General features: G+C 53.8%; 23 protein-coding genes. 11 read left to right on the top strand and 12 right to left on the bottom strand.

What is annotated here, in order from left to right; translation table 11 throughout:
* Window positions 1-15 precede the first annotated feature (15 nt).
* Complete coding sequence (locus tag AC4ED1_RS02910) at window positions 16-168, bottom strand: peptidoglycan DD-metalloendopeptidase family protein (RefSeq protein WP_490935906.1); 153 nt, start codon at window positions 166-168, stop codon at window positions 16-18.
* A 242-nt stretch (window positions 169-410) separates the two neighbouring features.
* Here AC4ED1_RS02910 and AC4ED1_RS02905 point away from each other — a divergent pair, with 242 nt between their 5' ends.
* Both AC4ED1_RS02905 and AC4ED1_RS02900 read left to right on the top strand, forming a co-directional pair.
* Complete coding sequence (locus AC4ED1_RS02905; protein ID WP_490935905.1) at window positions 411-1,838, top strand: hypothetical protein; 1,428 nt, start codon at window positions 411-413, stop codon at window positions 1,836-1,838.
* Between the two features lie 112 nt (window positions 1,839-1,950).
* Window positions 1,951-2,832 carry a fumarylacetoacetate hydrolase family protein gene (locus tag AC4ED1_RS02900; protein ID WP_490935904.1) on the top strand — a complete coding sequence of 294 codons (882 nt, stop codon included), beginning with the start codon at window positions 1,951-1,953 and terminating at the stop codon, window positions 2,830-2,832.
* A 124-nt stretch (window positions 2,833-2,956) separates the two neighbouring features.
* Here AC4ED1_RS02900 and AC4ED1_RS02895 read toward each other — a convergent pair whose 3' ends face one another.
* The 4 genes from AC4ED1_RS02895 to AC4ED1_RS02880 all read right to left on the bottom strand — a co-directional run bounded on the left by AC4ED1_RS02895 (window position 2,957) and on the right by AC4ED1_RS02880 (window position 4,690).
* Window positions 2,957-3,316, bottom strand: a complete 360-nt coding sequence (locus AC4ED1_RS02895) for a DUF1811 family protein (RefSeq protein WP_490935903.1) — start codon at window positions 3,314-3,316, stop codon at window positions 2,957-2,959.
* Window positions 3,304-3,642 (bottom strand): histidine triad nucleotide-binding protein, encoded by a 339-nt coding sequence (locus AC4ED1_RS02890; protein ID WP_490935902.1) that lies wholly within the window; start codon window positions 3,640-3,642, stop codon window positions 3,304-3,306. Before AC4ED1_RS02890 ends, AC4ED1_RS02895 begins: the two co-directional genes overlap by 13 nt.
* Window positions 3,643-3,700: 58 nt before the next feature.
* Window positions 3,701-4,006, bottom strand: a complete 306-nt coding sequence (locus tag AC4ED1_RS02885; RefSeq protein ID WP_490935901.1) for a YqkE family protein — start codon at window positions 4,004-4,006, stop codon at window positions 3,701-3,703.
* 108 nt (window positions 4,007-4,114) lie between these two features.
* Window positions 4,115-4,690, bottom strand: a complete 576-nt coding sequence (locus AC4ED1_RS02880) for a hypothetical protein (protein WP_490935900.1) — start codon at window positions 4,688-4,690, stop codon at window positions 4,115-4,117.
* 132 nt (window positions 4,691-4,822) lie between these two features.
* On the opposite strand from AC4ED1_RS02880, the gene mnmH reads away from it, so the two are divergent.
* Window positions 4,823-5,881 carry a tRNA 2-selenouridine(34) synthase MnmH gene (gene mnmH / locus AC4ED1_RS02875; RefSeq protein WP_490935899.1) on the top strand — a complete coding sequence of 353 codons (1,059 nt, stop codon included), beginning with the start codon at window positions 4,823-4,825 and terminating at the stop codon, window positions 5,879-5,881.
* A 52-nt stretch (window positions 5,882-5,933) separates the two neighbouring features.
* On the opposite strand, the gene AC4ED1_RS02870 is transcribed toward mnmH, so the two are convergent.
* Window positions 5,934-7,022 (bottom strand): class II aldolase/adducin family protein, encoded by a 1,089-nt coding sequence (locus AC4ED1_RS02870; RefSeq protein ID WP_490935898.1) that lies wholly within the window; start codon window positions 7,020-7,022, stop codon window positions 5,934-5,936.
* A gap of 240 nt (window positions 7,023-7,262) precedes the next feature.
* Between AC4ED1_RS02870 and AC4ED1_RS02865 the strand changes: the two genes are divergently transcribed.
* Together AC4ED1_RS02865 and AC4ED1_RS02860 are read left to right on the top strand one after the other, a co-directional pair.
* The gene (locus tag AC4ED1_RS02865) at window positions 7,263-8,138 is read left to right on the top strand and encodes a diacylglycerol/lipid kinase family protein (RefSeq protein ID WP_490935897.1); all 876 of its coding nucleotides are present in this window, start codon (window positions 7,263-7,265) and stop codon (window positions 8,136-8,138) included.
* 12 nt (window positions 8,139-8,150) lie between these two features.
* Complete coding sequence (locus AC4ED1_RS02860) at window positions 8,151-8,330, top strand: hypothetical protein (protein WP_490935896.1); 180 nt, start codon at window positions 8,151-8,153, stop codon at window positions 8,328-8,330.
* A 70-nt stretch (window positions 8,331-8,400) separates the two neighbouring features.
* Here the strand turns inward: AC4ED1_RS02860 and AC4ED1_RS02855 are convergent, their stop codons facing one another.
* Complete coding sequence (locus tag AC4ED1_RS02855) at window positions 8,401-8,700, bottom strand: hypothetical protein (RefSeq protein WP_490935895.1); 300 nt, start codon at window positions 8,698-8,700, stop codon at window positions 8,401-8,403.
* Between the two features lie 389 nt (window positions 8,701-9,089).
* On the opposite strand from AC4ED1_RS02855, the gene AC4ED1_RS02850 reads away from it, so the two are divergent.
* Window positions 9,090-9,848 (top strand): class I SAM-dependent methyltransferase, encoded by a 759-nt coding sequence (locus AC4ED1_RS02850; RefSeq protein WP_490935894.1) that lies wholly within the window; start codon window positions 9,090-9,092, stop codon window positions 9,846-9,848.
* 137 nt (window positions 9,849-9,985) lie between these two features.
* Here AC4ED1_RS02850 and AC4ED1_RS02845 read toward each other — a convergent pair whose 3' ends face one another.
* The 4 genes from AC4ED1_RS02845 to AC4ED1_RS02830 all read right to left on the bottom strand — a co-directional run bounded on the left by AC4ED1_RS02845 (window position 9,986) and on the right by AC4ED1_RS02830 (window position 10,960).
* Entirely contained in the window at window positions 9,986-10,114 is a 129-nt protein-coding gene (locus tag AC4ED1_RS02845) for a hypothetical protein (protein ID WP_490935893.1), read from the bottom strand.
* Between the two features lie 124 nt (window positions 10,115-10,238).
* Window positions 10,239-10,448 (bottom strand): hypothetical protein, encoded by a 210-nt coding sequence (locus AC4ED1_RS02840; RefSeq protein ID WP_490935892.1) that lies wholly within the window; start codon window positions 10,446-10,448, stop codon window positions 10,239-10,241.
* Window positions 10,390-10,734: a hypothetical protein gene (locus tag AC4ED1_RS02835; protein ID WP_490935891.1), complete on the bottom strand. Its 345-nt coding sequence runs from the start codon at window positions 10,732-10,734 to the stop codon at window positions 10,390-10,392. The genes AC4ED1_RS02840 and AC4ED1_RS02835 overlap by 59 nt, the downstream gene beginning before the upstream one ends.
* A gap of 4 nt (window positions 10,735-10,738) precedes the next feature.
* Complete coding sequence (locus AC4ED1_RS02830) at window positions 10,739-10,960, bottom strand: spore germination protein (RefSeq protein ID WP_490935890.1); 222 nt, start codon at window positions 10,958-10,960, stop codon at window positions 10,739-10,741.
* Window positions 10,961-11,079: 119 nt separating this feature from the next.
* Between AC4ED1_RS02830 and AC4ED1_RS02825 the strand changes: the two genes are divergently transcribed.
* Together AC4ED1_RS02825 and AC4ED1_RS02820 are read left to right on the top strand one after the other, a co-directional pair.
* Window positions 11,080-11,298, top strand: a complete 219-nt coding sequence (locus AC4ED1_RS02825) for a spore germination protein (protein WP_490935889.1) — start codon at window positions 11,080-11,082, stop codon at window positions 11,296-11,298.
* A gap of 13 nt (window positions 11,299-11,311) precedes the next feature.
* Window positions 11,312-11,569 (top strand): spore germination protein GerPB, encoded by a 258-nt coding sequence (locus AC4ED1_RS02820; protein ID WP_490935888.1) that lies wholly within the window; start codon window positions 11,312-11,314, stop codon window positions 11,567-11,569.
* Window positions 11,570-11,632: 63 nt separating this feature from the next.
* Here the strand turns inward: AC4ED1_RS02820 and AC4ED1_RS02815 are convergent, their stop codons facing one another.
* Window positions 11,633-11,881, bottom strand: a complete 249-nt coding sequence (locus tag AC4ED1_RS02815) for a hypothetical protein (protein ID WP_490935887.1) — start codon at window positions 11,879-11,881, stop codon at window positions 11,633-11,635.
* A gap of 182 nt (window positions 11,882-12,063) precedes the next feature.
* Here AC4ED1_RS02815 and AC4ED1_RS02810 point away from each other — a divergent pair, with 182 nt between their 5' ends.
* The 3 genes from AC4ED1_RS02810 to AC4ED1_RS02800 all read left to right on the top strand — a co-directional run bounded on the left by AC4ED1_RS02810 (window position 12,064) and on the right by AC4ED1_RS02800 (window position 13,095).
* Window positions 12,064-12,390, top strand: a complete 327-nt coding sequence (locus tag AC4ED1_RS02810) for a hypothetical protein (RefSeq protein WP_490935886.1) — start codon at window positions 12,064-12,066, stop codon at window positions 12,388-12,390.
* A gap of 95 nt (window positions 12,391-12,485) precedes the next feature.
* Window positions 12,486-12,686, top strand: a complete 201-nt coding sequence (locus AC4ED1_RS02805; RefSeq protein WP_490935885.1) for a hypothetical protein — start codon at window positions 12,486-12,488, stop codon at window positions 12,684-12,686.
* Window positions 12,687-12,714: 28 nt separating this feature from the next.
* Entirely contained in the window at window positions 12,715-13,095 is a 381-nt protein-coding gene (locus tag AC4ED1_RS02800) for a YmaF family protein (RefSeq protein ID WP_490935884.1), read from the top strand.
* Window positions 13,096-13,121 lie beyond the last annotated feature (26 nt).

Genomic DNA, 13,121 nt, shown 5'->3' with positions numbered 1-13,121 from the left:
GCTTCCCTTCTTTTTTCAATATGATTTCCAATGTTTCGGAAGATTATGGTCGACTTGACGGAGGGACGGTCCGGCAGCACCCACCCTGCCAATCAGTTCTCCTTTCCGCACGGTTTGTCCGGGCTTTACCTTCACGCCGCTTGTGTACATGTGACCGTAGATGGTCATCCGCCCACGACCAAACGGGTCGGTTCGATGCCAGCACCACCGGCAAACCCAAAATGCCGTATTGGAAAACAGCCTTGAAAACAGCCGTTTTCAGGGGCTGTTCACTTTGTGCGGTCGGGGAGCGCGTGTCCGGATTGGCTTTGCCAATCCGCCGATAAAGGAATTGCCAAGCGTTTGCGCGAACTAAAACATCATCAAGTATGTGAAGAATATGGGATTTTTATGAAGAAGCGGATGAGTTAATGGAAACCGTGGGGAACCGGATTGACCTGTTCATGATTGTTGTTTTGGCTTTGGGGTACATTGCCGTCCAGTTGACGGATCTGCAATTTTTAAAAATGGGGCTGGGTGTTCTTGTCGTCCTTTTTATTGCAAAGGTGTTGCCGCAGATAAAGGGTGCCACGCTTTATTTTTCGGTGGCGTTTCTGCTGCTGGGGGCTTTCATCCTGCTCCGCACCGGCGCAAGCGTTTCGGTCTGGCTGACGGCAGCCTCGCTAAACGCGGCTTTAGTGACATTGTTTGTATTTGCCCCGCTGTTTGGAATTCCCGTCAAATCGGAACGGTATGTAGAGGCTTTGACAAGCGTTTACAAGCGGCATGTGCGCAGTGCGTCGTCATTTTTTCTGGGAACGCAACTGCTGACGCATTTGTTGGGCGTGGTGGTGAACATCGGTTCGGTGGCAATTGTGTATCAGCTTGCGTCCTTGCATCCGGTTGTCCGGTCGGAACGCTTGTTGGGCGTGTCCCTGATCCGGGGATTTGCGACGGCGAATTATTGGTCGCCTTACTTCTTCTCCGTCGCTCTGGTGGTTTCGCAGTCAGGGGTTGAATGGACACGGCTGGCGCCGTATGCCATCGGATTCGTTCTGGTCAGTTTTGTCGTCAGCTTTTTGGTTGAGCGACCGCGTTTTCGCCAGCTTGCGCCGGTAGCGAGGGATTCGGCCGGCGAGTTTAAAGCGGGCAGCGAGTCTCAAACAAGCGGCGAGGCCGGTTCGGCCGGAAAGTCCGAACATGCCTGCAACCCGAATGCGGCTGCAGCTTCCGTCCGGCAGTTGGGATTCTATCTGTCATCGGCGGTTGCCATCATACTGATCCTGGAAAAATGGCTCGCGCTTCCGGTTGTCCTGATTATCTGCTTGGCTGCTGTCCTTTACCCGCTGCTGTGGTGCATGGGAGCCCGTTCGCTGGCAACCTACCGGCAAGGCTTGAAGATGCATGTTTCCACCTCGCTTCCGGCTTTAAAAAAAGAACTGGTGTTGTTTTTGACGGCCGGCTTTTTCAGCGGGGCCGTCGGGGAAGCGCGTCTCGGGGAGTACGTTGTGAAAATGTTGGGGCTGCCGCACGGGTCGTTGGTGTTGTGGTTTTCCGTTATTACCATCCTTATCGTGACGATCGGTGCGGTTATCGGGCTGCATCCGATGATCCCGGTTACGGTTCTGGTGACGGGAATCCATCCGGCGGCCATCGGCATGTCTTCTCTGTTTTTTGCACTGCTGCTGTTGGGAAGCTGGGGTATTTCGATTGCGATCTCACCCGCCAGCGCGGTAAGCAATCTGACGGCAAATTTTTTGCAAAAGGATCTGCTGCAGGTGTCCGTCAAGTGGAATCTCGCCTATGCGATCGCCTTAAGCGTGCTGCTGCCGGTTTACCTGTTCCTGAGCGGCGTTTAGCAACTTTTTGGCGGAAATTGGACGGAACGGAGAGGAATCATGACTCGCTTGCACGAACTTTAAAGCGTATGGTTTCAAACCGATGAAACTCAACTGGAATAGGGGATGTTTTATGCGATTTGTCACTTTTGAACAAAACGGGTTGGCAAAAATCGGGCTTCTGGTTGGCGAAAGCGTGCTGGATCTCCATGCGGCCAAACAGGCCCTGGGTATCGAAGGCCGGCTGCCGGACACTCTTGTTGAATTGATAGAGGCGGGGGACGAGGCGCTTGCGGTGGTACGGGAGATTGAAAAAGCGGCTGGCGGCGGGTACCGGTTGCCTTTGTCCGGCGTCCGTCTGCTAGCTCCGATTCCGCGCCCGCGCAAAAATATTTTCTGCGTCGGGAAGAACTACGTTGAGCATGTGAAGGAAATGAAAACGGGCGACCTGCCGCAGCATCCGATCCTGTTCTCAAAAGCCCCGACGTCGGTCATCGGTCCGGAAGAGGAGATCGACAGTCATCCCGGCGTCACCGAACAGGTGGATTATGAGGGCGAATTGGCGGTTGTCATCGGCAAGCGGGCAAAATCCGTCAGGAAAGAGGACGCATACGATTATATCTTCGGTTATACGATCATTAACGACGTGTCCGCCAGAGACAAACAGTTCCGCCATACCCAGTGGCTGCTCGGCAAGAGCCTCGACACGTTCTGCCCGATGGGACCGGCGCTCGTTTATAAAAGCGAACTGCCGAACCCGCAAAATCTGAATTTGTGGACGCGGGTGAACGGCGAAGTGCGGCAGTCCGCCAATACGTCGCTGATGATCTTTGATATTCCGACGCTGATCGCGACGATTACGGAAGGGACCACGCTGGAGCCGGGCGATATCGTCGCAACGGGCACGCCGGCCGGAGTGGGAATGGGCTTCCAGCCGCCGCGTCTGTTGAAAGCCGGCGATGTGGTTGAGGTTGAGATCGAGGGAATCGGGGTTCTGCGGAACCGGGTGAAGTAAGAAGAAGGGCGTCCGGCATGTCGCTGAGATTCATGCCGCCGGAATGGAAGAGGCGGACAATCAAAAGCCCGCGGTTTTGTGCCGCCCCCTCCTACTCGATTCTTTCAACGGAATTCAGCGGATTTCAGTCGATTGGCGGATCTTTCGTCAGCATTGCAATCGGATAAGCGGCGGGCAGCGGATTGTTGGACATGGTTCCGTGCGCCATCACTCCCTCAAGATGCGTGATGGTAAACACGCCGCCCGGTTCCCCTTCGATAAAATATTGGCCGCCGATTTCGATCGTTTTCGGGTCCATCAGATAAGAAGCGGCCAGATACCAGCGGGTGCGAAGCGCCATCGCTTCTGCAAAATCTCCCGCGTCAAACAGTTCGAGTCCCCGCCGTTTCAACCGCTCCATTTCTTCCCGTAATTCTTCGGGCGTCATTTCGCTTAACCGTTTTTTTGCTTCCATAGGCCCCGTCAAACTGGTTACATTTTCCACTCGAGCTGGCGTCCGCCAATCACGTGGTAGTGCAGATGGAACACCGTCTGTTGGCCGTGCTTTCCCGTGTTGGTGACGACACGGAAACCGGACTGATCCACCTGCATTTCCTTTGCCACTTTCTGCAGGCACAGATGCAGGTGGCCGATCAGTTCCTTGTCCTCTTCCTGAATGTCCAGAACGGAGGGGATATGTTTCTTCGGAATCACGAGCACATGCACCGGGGCGATCGGTTTGATGTCGTGAAACGCCACCACCCGGTCGTCCTCATACACCTTCTTTGCAGGAATTTCTCCTTTCACAATCTTGCAAAAAATACAGTCCACGCGCATCACTTCCTCGTTATGTAGTTATGAAGGATTTCCATTATTTACAGGGTTTCCATCATTTAAACTTCCGCCAATCCAGATCGCTGTTGTTCAACAGATGCTCAAAATCGTTTTCCAATCGCTTCCGCTCCGCTTTGCGCAACTCTTCCTCCCGCCGCCTCTGCTCCTCTTTGCGGCGGTTTTCTTCCGCTTCCAGTTCCGCTTGCCGGGACTTCAGTTTCTCCAGGATTTCCGGGCGCAGCCTTTCCTCCAGCGTTGCCGGTTTTGCCGCCGGTTGGGGGCCGAGAGGGCCGTGTTCCGCCCGGACATCCCGGGGAGAAGCGGGACTCCGGCCGGTGCGGGGTCGGTTTTTCTTCGCCATGATCGTCACCTCGTTATTGCTATCCCACATTATAGCAGTTTCACGGGAGGTATTCTAGGAGAATCGGAATCCGAAGGAGGGATGCGGTGCCTGCTTATCCGAGGGCGTTTATGGTTTCAACTGCCGGATCGGCTGGTCGGGGTCGTTTGATCCGTTGGCCCCTTTCGATCGGCCGGAACCCGAGGGTTCCGCCGGCTGTCCTTTGACCGGTTCTCCCGGTCGTTTGCCGGGATCCGGCTGTCCGTTAAACAACGTTTCAACCAGTCCGTCCAATTTATCCATCACTTTACCGAACCCGTATCCGATCAAAAAGGAAAGACCGATCACCGCCAGCGGGTCTTGCCGGATGTCGAGCAAGAGGATTCCGCTCCGAAACAGAATTATGGTCATGACGGCGGTTCCCGCGCTCATGACGGGGCGCAGCAAGTACCAGATCCACCATTTGTGGATGTTCAAATTCCCCCGGATGTTATGCCAGTAAAACAGGCGCAGGCAGTACAACGTGCCGCCTATCGCGCCGGCGAACGCGTAATACGGGTAATACCCGACGCGGGAAAGATTGAAGGAATTCGGGATGATGCCGTTTAACGCTCCGCTTTTTAAAAAGGCCATACATAGAAAGCTTCCGACAAACGACAACAAAAGATACAGCAGCACAAGCGCTTTCAACCGGCGTTCCGTCACTTTCGCCACCACCGATCCGTGAAGTACAACATTGTATGCGAACCGCCGGGGGGTGTTTCAGGGTGGTCGGTCATTTTCGTGTATAATGGGATCAGCGATGATTCACACGATTTCGTTCAAAGGATGAGCAACATGTTTCAAGACGTGCGATTTGACGACATAAAAAAACGTAAAGACGTGGTGTTGATCGACGTCCGCTCGGAAGGGGAGTACGCGGAGTCCCACATTCCGGGCGCGGTGAACATTCCGATTTTCAACGATGAAGAGCGGGCCCAAGTGGGCACGGTGTACAAACAGATCGGCCAGCGGCAGGCGAAAGATCTTGGACTGCGCATAGCGTCGGCCAAATTGCCGGATTTGGTCAAAGCGGTCGAAGAAGCCGCGGGCGACAAGCAACCGGTAGTATACTGCTGGCGGGGTGGCATGCGCAGCAAGAGCGTTGCAACGGTGCTCGATTTGATGGGGATGCCGGTGTGCCGGCTGGATGGCGGTTACCGGGGATACCGGGAGAGCGTCACGGCGCGGTTGGCCCATTTTCAATTAAAGGCGGAGTGTGTTGTCATTCACGGAATGACCGGAGTCGGAAAAACGGAATTGTTAAGGCGCCTCGCCGAAGACGGGGAACCGGTGGTCGATTTGGAAGGGATGGCGGGGCATAAAGGGTCCGCTTTCGGTTCGATCGGGGAAAAACCGCGCAATCAGCGGATGTTTGATTCGTTGCTGCTGGAACGGCTTGAAGAGTTGGAACACAGCCCCTACATCATCATCGAGGCGGAAAGCAAGCGGGTTGGCCGCGTCAATTTGCCGGAGTTTCTGTTGGAAGCGAAAGAAAAGGGGCTGCATATCCTGCTTGAGGCGCCGCTTGACGTTCGGGTAAAACGAACGCTCGACCAATATATCGTCGCAGACCCGGATTTCAAGGAGAAAGTCAGCGGGGCGCTCTGCTCGATCGAGAAAAAATTGTCGCCAGAAGACCGCAGACTCGGCTGGGAGGCGATTGCCGGGAACCGGTTTGCGGATTTAACGGAAATGCTTCTGGTCAAGTACTACGATCCCCGTTACAAATATACCATGGAGCGGTACGCAAAAGATTTTGTGACATTGGACGCAACGGATCTGGACAAGTGCAAGGCAGCGGTCAAGCGGACCATTCGCGAGAAATTGGGCCTGGAGATCGTGCCAACCGGGTGAGGTGCCAAAACACCCGGATCGATGTCCGGGTGTTTGTTCGATGGGTGGAAATTTATGTCATTGGAACCTGGGGGATAATGCGGCCCTCGATGCGTTCGAAAATATCGTCAAGATCTGTGCCCGTGATTGTCAATCCGTGATTTTTCAACCCGACAATCGCCCGTGCCGGGTTTTCCGATTGACGAACGAGTTCTGCTACCGCTTTGGCGAGTTCAACCGTGCCGCAGGGGTAATTGATTTGAGTGGACGGGATTCCTTCCATCCACGCGTGAATATGAACGATGGCCCCGACTTGCGGATGTTCCGTATAGATCATCCAGTGTTCGATCGCATCCACCGATACGCGGCGCGGCTGCACGTTTGGCGGGACGCTTAACAGCATGGTGTTCCGTTCCGCATCAAACCCTTTAATCAAGAGGGTGTCCTGACCGATTTTTTTCAGATCGCCTTTGTTCACACCGCTTCCGCTCATCCAAAAACGGGTTTCGTCCTTGCGGGCACTCAGATTCCCGTAGCTAAGCCCGCCAATCCCGTACAACCGCTTGACATGCCGGAAGTCTTCGGGCGGCAGGATTTCCTGGATCGGGAAAGGAGCGGGCCAGAGGTTCATCGCTTCAATTTTCCGTCCCGCCTGCCGAATCCGTTCGGTGATTTCGTCGCCTTCCCACAGTTCTTCCGGAAGATCCGGGTAAAAGTCGTTGTCAATAATCAAATTGGAAGAAGCAAGGGGTTCCAACCGTTCGAAAATTTTATCGAAATACGCTTCTTCCTGGCCTTCTTGGTAAGGAATCCTGTAGTATCCTTGCTCAAGTGTCACAAAATATGTCTCAAGCATTTCGGGCGTACGCACAATGTAAATCAACAAGTTTGACAATGACCGAATCAAAATCGGGTATCCGTGCTTGAGAACACTGTCCGGCAGCTCGGCGGTTTCCACGATTGTCACGACATATGTGGCTTGCGCTTTTCGCCGATAGGGTCGCGGGGAGTACGGATCTGTGAAGTTCAGCACCAGACGGATATTGTCTTGTGAAGTTTCGGCCAAACGGTATCCTTTCGCGGCAAGTTTCCGGTTGAGCCGGTCTGCGAACCATTTCTGAAAGTCGCTGCGCAATTCTCCTGAAAAAGAATAAAACGCCATTGGGTACCTCCTGCTGAATTCCAATCGTTTGTCAACAAATAACAGTATTTCCCGTTCAGCGGCGAAAAAAACAGAATGCAAAAATTCAGCCGTGTTTTCTCGCAATCATTTTCAATCTTCGGGCAAATCGGTGAACAGCCCGTGTGGATGGCCGTCAGAAAATTCCTGATGGTATGAGATTTGCCTTATCGGGAAATAACTGCTCCTAGTATCCACATAAGGAATAAAGGAACAAAGCCGATGAAAACATTGTTGATTGTCAACGAGTGTGCTGGAAAAGGCAGGACGAAGAAACGCTGGCCACAGTTTCAGCGGTATCTGCAAATCTTCGGAATCCGCTATGATGTTCACTTCACATCACGCCCCAAGGAAGCGATTGAAGTGGCGAGGCAAGCCGCAGAGAATCAATATTCGCGGGTGGTCGCGGTGGGAGGTGACGGAACCGCCAATGAAGTGGTGAATGGCATTGCCGGCCAAAGTGCCGTTTTCGGGGTGCTGCCTGCGGGAACGGGCAATGATCTGGCAAGAATATTGAATATTCCGCGCGATCCTTTTCTGGCGGTGAGGCGCCTGTCGGCCGGAACCCAAAAACCTGTTGATCTTCTGGAATTGGACGGAGCCTATATTGCCGGGGTCATCGGAATTGGATTTGACGGGGCGGTGGCGGAGGATCTCAATCGGTTGCCCTGGAAGAAAAGGGCCGGTGCGTTCGCGTATGTACTTGGTATGCTGAAGCTCATTTTTAGGTTTCCTCCCTTCACTTTATGTTTGGATATTGATGACCGGACGATCGTCTTTCGGAATTGCTGGCTGGTTGCTGTCGGAAACGGAAAGTTTTACGCCGGAGGGATGATCATTTGCCCTGACGCGAGACCTGACGACGGTTTGCTTGATGTTTGCGTCGTCCATAACATGTCCGGTCTGGAACTGTTAAAGCTGTTTCCCTCCGTGTTCTCGGGAAAACATGTACTCCATCCCAACGTTTTATGTTTAAAGGGAAAAGCGGTTCGCGTTTGGACAGACCCGGCAGTTCCCATTCACGGGGACGGGGAGATTCTGGGCAAAACTCCGGTTCGAATTGCCATTCGATCGCAAGCGTTGAATGTCATGCGGTAGGGGGCGAAGAACATGCGGCTGATGCTGCTTACTTTATGGGCAATTGTCTGTGCGGTAGTGGGGGACTGGCTTTTGCGAAAAGGCGTGACGTTTCAACTGAAAGGAGTCCGGCGCCGGGGGATATGGCTGCAGATATTGGCGGCGATTATCACGATCGGTCTGCCGATTCTGGCGGCTTTTATGGCAAAGTGACGAAATGAAAACACCAACGAAGGAATTTGCTTCGCTGGTGTTTTGCCGTTTTTGGGGTGGAAGGCGTTTTTTACCACCAAAAGAAAAACGGCGTCAATGCAAGCAAAACAAAGAAAGGAAGGAAGAAAAACGGCAAGAACGGTCTGGCGAAAAACACATTTTCCCCTTGTGGCGGTCCTGGCCGGTCAGCCGGGGTCGCGTCTGCTTCTTTTGATTCCGCGCTGGTTGGCACGACTGTTCGCGGCAGAGGTTCCAACCAGATTCCGTCCCGCGCCACTCTGCGGACAATGCCGTAATATTTGCCATTGTTGCAATGTGCAACCACCGGCTGTCCCACAAATTGAAGCGCGTACTCATAAGTAACAGGCATTTGTGTCCCTCCTTTTGAATTCTCACTTACATCCTACGTAAGATCCGGTGTGCAAGCGTTCCGCTCCTGTTGATTTTGCAGGGAATCAATCAAAAAATAGATCCGTGGTCCGTGACATCCGTCCGTGGCGGCAGCCCTTAAATCGGAATTAACTATAAACAGAGAACAGGGAAAGGAGGAAACCGGATGTATGGTGTTTTCGGGGGCTATACCCGGTGGGCGGTGGTGTTCCTGATTATCTTTGTCTTGTTCTTTCTGCTGGTGCCCGGTTACGCCAGGGTATGCAAGACAGTTCCCGTATATTAACAAACAGCAAGCAGGTCGGTGGCATGCCGGCCTCTTTTATTCGTTTGCGAAAAGAAAAATGTTTGTTGCAAAGGGAGGAAGTTATGAATTATCAAGACATGTTGGCCCGGCAAGGTGTTGGCAGCGCCCATCCGGGCGGGTTTGCGGCGACCTTGGAGTTTCTCTCCCATTTTTCAATCCGGCGGGGCAAACGCGTGCTGGAAGTCGGATGCGGAACGGGGAGAACGGCCTGTTATCTGGCACGTAAGGGGTGTGATGTGACGGGGCTGGACATCCGTCCTTTGATGTTGGCGAAAGCGCGAAGAAGGGCGGAACTTGAAGGAGTCCAGGTTCGGTGGGTGGAAGGGGACGCATGCCGGCTTCCTTTTGCTGCCGATCAGTTTGATGTTGTACTGGCGGAATCGGTGACCGTTTTTGTTGACGCCATGCGGGCCATATCCGAATACTACCGGGTTTTGCGGTCGGGAGGCCGTTTGTACGACCGTGAGATGATGGCGATCAAATGCCTTCCCCGAAAAGCGGGCGAAGCGATCCGAAAACTTTATGGAGCCAAACAGGTGCCCAGTTTGGACGAGTGGATCACACTGCTGCGTACCGCGAATTTTCAAGAGGTAGGGGTGTGGAAGCCGACGGCGGTTCCGCTTGCCGGGGTGATGGCGGACGAATGGGCCCATCCGGACCCCTGCCAGCAGATCGATGAAGATGTGTATACCGATCCCCGTGTTCGAGCTTTAATGGAGCGGAATGCGGCGGTTATGACGCGTTATGCGGAATATCTCGGGTATGGAGTCCTTCTTGGCACAAAGCAGCAAGGCCGAAGAAATGTGAAAACCGGCAACTGACGGGCCAACAATTCTAAGCGAAAAGCAAAAAGCCCGGATTTCGTCCGGGCTTTTTGCCGCATTATGATCAAGGATCTGCCACCGCTCCCGCCACTGGCCTATACCCGGGCACAAACAGGCTGATTTCTTCCAGCCGACTAGTAGACAGGAGTCGTGGTGCAAACGGTGGTTGCGGCAGGAACGAGCAGGATGAACAAGACAAAGATGATCAGGAACACGACCGCCCAACGGGTGTAACCCCCAAAAGCGCCCACATATCCGTCCATGCGAGTTCCTCCTTTGTGATAGTCTCACTCCAGTAAATGCGGATAGGTGAACGGAAGCAACGTACACCCGTCTAGTTCCGGGGATTTTTCCGCACATGCCCCGTTTGCGTGAAAAATAGGCCCGTTAGCTGACCGCCCCCAATGCGCCGAGAGCGGGAGCGACTACAGGAGCAATCAAAGGCCCCACCACACCTCTTGACGTCGATACCGATTCGGCGCGAACCGTTTCGGCATCGCCGAGTATGACGACGGCCGAGTTGGAAACCGCGTTGATCTTAAAATAACCGAGGTGAAGATCCCCGTTCTGGACTTGCATGTGAATCTGGATCGTCATCCGAATCCTCCTTTTGTTTCTGCACCAGCAATTGGCCGCCGACAAAATTGAAGTCGACCGCCTGCGAATCCTCCTGTTCCGCGTAATGAAGCCGGGTTGCGGAAAAAATATGCCGCGCCCGCGTGATAAAACTGGCGGCTCCCCGCGGTCCTCCGGCGGAATAGGAGCGGGCAAACGGCAACACCTGCCGCACGTCGCCAACCTGCAGGACCCCGCCTATCAATACCAGGTTGACTTTCATCGCCTTCACGCGTACGACTTTTTGACGATTCCGATAGATCGCCATAGAATCACAGCAACGTGTTGATGTTGCTGTCCAACGCATCCTGATCGTTGGTATTGGTGGCATTGAACAGGTTCACCGTGCGGCCGGCATCCCCCGTATTGAAATTGCCCGACCCGGCATAGGTTTTTGTCGCGGTTTTCGGCAGAATCGCCGCCGCATCACCGGCCTGAAACTGTCCGCCCGTTCCTACACTGACGAAGCGGATCCCTCCGATAACAGCAGACATGAATGGCACCTTCCTTTCGTTTGCTAGACATTTTATGGAAAGAAACAGAAAATGGTGCCCAAAACCGGGTTGCCTACGTACAGTAGAAGAGAACCATCCTGCCCGAAAGGGGGGCCCGCATGCCAGCAATTGTCGGCGCTCTGAAAGTCGTCAGCGTAGGTAGCGGCGGAGTGGTCCATGTCGGTGATGTGGTAATCATTGCCCCAAAAACGGCGACCAAGACATACGCCGGATCCGGCTCCTTCAACACGGGGGATTTTCCGTCCACATATAACGTGGTGAGTTCGACGAATACGAATGACCAAGATCTCTTGGATGAAAATCTGGCAGGACTGTAAACGGGGCGGTAGCATGAAAATCATACAGACCATTCACATTGGAACATTTAGCGTTAATACGGTTGGCGGTTCTTCGATCATACAGATTGGCAGCAGCGGAATGATCCAGGCCCATTCCGAATCTTACGAGACGACCGAGGCGGCGCCGGTCCGGCCCGGGATGCCTCCCGCGGAGGTTCCGCCGGCAGCGGCGCCCACTCCGGCAAACGCGGTCAAGGTGCAAATTCCGGGCATCATAAACGGGCCCCAACCCGTTTCGCCCGTGCAATGAAGCTCCTCTCCTCACGGGAAAGGGGCTTTTTGCCGCAAAAAAGCCGCCTTTGCAGGCCCAGGATCAGAATTCGTTTTGTCCCCATGCATCATCCAAACAAAAGGCGTACTGGCGAACGGCTTCAAAATAGCGTTTCCGGGCAATGTCACACTCGGTGGAATCCGTTCCGTACCGCGTACAGATGAAAGCCCGTTCGAATGCGAGGCGGTTTGTCCGCAGCCAGGCCGAAAAGCACGGATCCGACATCCCGAGCGGCGGCGCGGGAGGCAACGTGTAAAAAGGTTGATCGAAACACTTCCGGTCAGCTCCCATAACATCTCCCCTTACCAAAAGAATCGGGTTCGGATCATCTTATTCAGTACCCGCGTTTCTATCTGCTGTATATGCCTCAGAATGCCCTCCGTGACGACTTTCGTTATGCCATAGGCGTCCGTATGGTTCAAACCGGCAATCTGTTTCATTTACTGCTTAGAGAAGTCGCGGGAGGTGAAGATATGGCGGTTCGGACCCTGTACTATGGCGAAGATCCTGTTTTGCGCCGGGAGTGTGCACCGGTTGTCCGCAACGGCTGGACAGCCCGGGATTTGTACAACGCCACCCGTTGGATTCCCCCCGACCTGTGGGACATAACCAATTTGGTAACCTTGATGGTCGGCGGCAACGATTTGCGGAAGCGGTACTATGCGATTTGGCTGACGGAGGAACCGAACACGGCGATCCATCCCGATAACGCGGGCCATCGGTGTATCGCCGAACTGTTAATCAAACACCTCGCCGGATATTTCACGGAAACCGGAAGAAAGCAGACCCGCTCCATGTGACCGCCGTTGATTTCGGTGCTAACGGGATACGGGCCGTTTCACCGTCTTTTTTGGCCGCGTATTTTAAACCACGGATCGAAAAAAGGAGGGGTTTGATGCGCGGAACATGGGAACGGTATATCCCTTGGATCGTGGCCTTTTTGGTCATTTTTGTACTCCTCATGCTGCTCGTGACGCAACTGGGAGGTTCAACCGGATTATTCGGACGCTACACCCCCTGGGTGATCGCGTTTCTAATTATCTACATCCTCTTTATGTTTCTTGCAAACTATCGCAAAATGTTTAATCGCGTTTAATGAATCAAATAGGGGAGGAGAAACATCTATGAAAAAACCGGTTTGCGGCATTGTATACCATTCCGGAGAGACGGATTCGGATGCCCATTCCCATGAGTTTTTTCTGGTGACATGGGACGGGCGGCCGATGCATACCCATTCTTTTTCGGGTGTTACTTCGTTTGACGTAGGACACCGGCACCGCTACGCGGGTATGACCGAGCCGGCGCCCAGCGGCGTTCCTCACACACACGCTTATTCGACAGTAACTTCCTTTGACGACGGGCACACTCACGTGATCCGGGGAAGAACCGGGGCGGCGATCCCCATACCGGGCGGCGGACATTATCATTTTTTTGAAGGAGTCACCATGGTAAACGGGATCATTCCCCATACCCACACCTACAGCGGCCGGACCTCGGCCTCATAAAAGTTGAAAAGGGACGTATCCAATCC

The organism is Effusibacillus sp. SKA8 (assembly GCF_058273125.1).
Note: the sequence above shows the minus strand (reverse complement) of the source record. Positions and strands in the feature narration are given on the sequence as shown.

What these genes read in the sequence shown, in the direction of transcription:
- AC4ED1_RS02910 (WP_490935906.1), bottom strand. Translation starts at nt 168, where the DNA reads ATGACCATCTACGGTCACATGTACACAAGCGGCGTGAAGGTAAAGCCC.
- AC4ED1_RS02905 (WP_490935905.1), top strand. Translation starts at nt 411, where the DNA reads ATGGAAACCGTGGGGAACCGGATTGACCTGTTCATGATTGTTGTTTTG.
- AC4ED1_RS02900 (WP_490935904.1), top strand. Translation starts at nt 1,951, where the DNA reads ATGCGATTTGTCACTTTTGAACAAAACGGGTTGGCAAAAATCGGGCTT.
- AC4ED1_RS02885 (WP_490935901.1), bottom strand. Translation starts at nt 4,006, where the DNA reads ATGGCGAAGAAAAACCGACCCCGCACCGGCCGGAGTCCCGCTTCTCCC.
- mnmH (WP_490935899.1), top strand. Translation starts at nt 4,823, where the DNA reads ATGTTTCAAGACGTGCGATTTGACGACATAAAAAAACGTAAAGACGTG.
- AC4ED1_RS02870 (WP_490935898.1), bottom strand. Translation starts at nt 7,022, where the DNA reads ATGGCGTTTTATTCTTTTTCAGGAGAATTGCGCAGCGACTTTCAGAAA.
- AC4ED1_RS02865 (WP_490935897.1), top strand. Translation starts at nt 7,263, where the DNA reads ATGAAAACATTGTTGATTGTCAACGAGTGTGCTGGAAAAGGCAGGACG.
- AC4ED1_RS02860 (WP_490935896.1), top strand. Translation starts at nt 8,151, where the DNA reads ATGCGGCTGATGCTGCTTACTTTATGGGCAATTGTCTGTGCGGTAGTG.
- AC4ED1_RS02855 (WP_490935895.1), bottom strand. Translation starts at nt 8,700, where the DNA reads ATGCCTGTTACTTATGAGTACGCGCTTCAATTTGTGGGACAGCCGGTG.
- AC4ED1_RS02850 (WP_490935894.1), top strand. Translation starts at nt 9,090, where the DNA reads ATGAATTATCAAGACATGTTGGCCCGGCAAGGTGTTGGCAGCGCCCAT.
- AC4ED1_RS02845 (WP_490935893.1), bottom strand. Translation starts at nt 10,114, where the DNA reads ATGGACGGATATGTGGGCGCTTTTGGGGGTTACACCCGTTGGGCGGTC.
- AC4ED1_RS02840 (WP_490935892.1), bottom strand. Translation starts at nt 10,448, where the DNA reads ATGACGATCCAGATTCACATGCAAGTCCAGAACGGGGATCTTCACCTC.
- AC4ED1_RS02835 (WP_490935891.1), bottom strand. Translation starts at nt 10,734, where the DNA reads ATGGCGATCTATCGGAATCGTCAAAAAGTCGTACGCGTGAAGGCGATG.
- AC4ED1_RS02830 (WP_490935890.1), bottom strand. Translation starts at nt 10,960, where the DNA reads ATGTCTGCTGTTATCGGAGGGATCCGCTTCGTCAGTGTAGGAACGGGC.
- AC4ED1_RS02825 (WP_490935889.1), top strand. Translation starts at nt 11,080, where the DNA reads ATGCCAGCAATTGTCGGCGCTCTGAAAGTCGTCAGCGTAGGTAGCGGC.
- AC4ED1_RS02820 (WP_490935888.1), top strand. Translation starts at nt 11,312, where the DNA reads ATGAAAATCATACAGACCATTCACATTGGAACATTTAGCGTTAATACG.
- AC4ED1_RS02815 (WP_490935887.1), bottom strand. Translation starts at nt 11,881, where the DNA reads ATGGGAGCTGACCGGAAGTGTTTCGATCAACCTTTTTACACGTTGCCT.
- AC4ED1_RS02810 (WP_490935886.1), top strand. Translation starts at nt 12,064, where the DNA reads ATGGCGGTTCGGACCCTGTACTATGGCGAAGATCCTGTTTTGCGCCGG.
- AC4ED1_RS02805 (WP_490935885.1), top strand. Translation starts at nt 12,486, where the DNA reads ATGCGCGGAACATGGGAACGGTATATCCCTTGGATCGTGGCCTTTTTG.
- AC4ED1_RS02800 (WP_490935884.1), top strand. Translation starts at nt 12,715, where the DNA reads ATGAAAAAACCGGTTTGCGGCATTGTATACCATTCCGGAGAGACGGAT.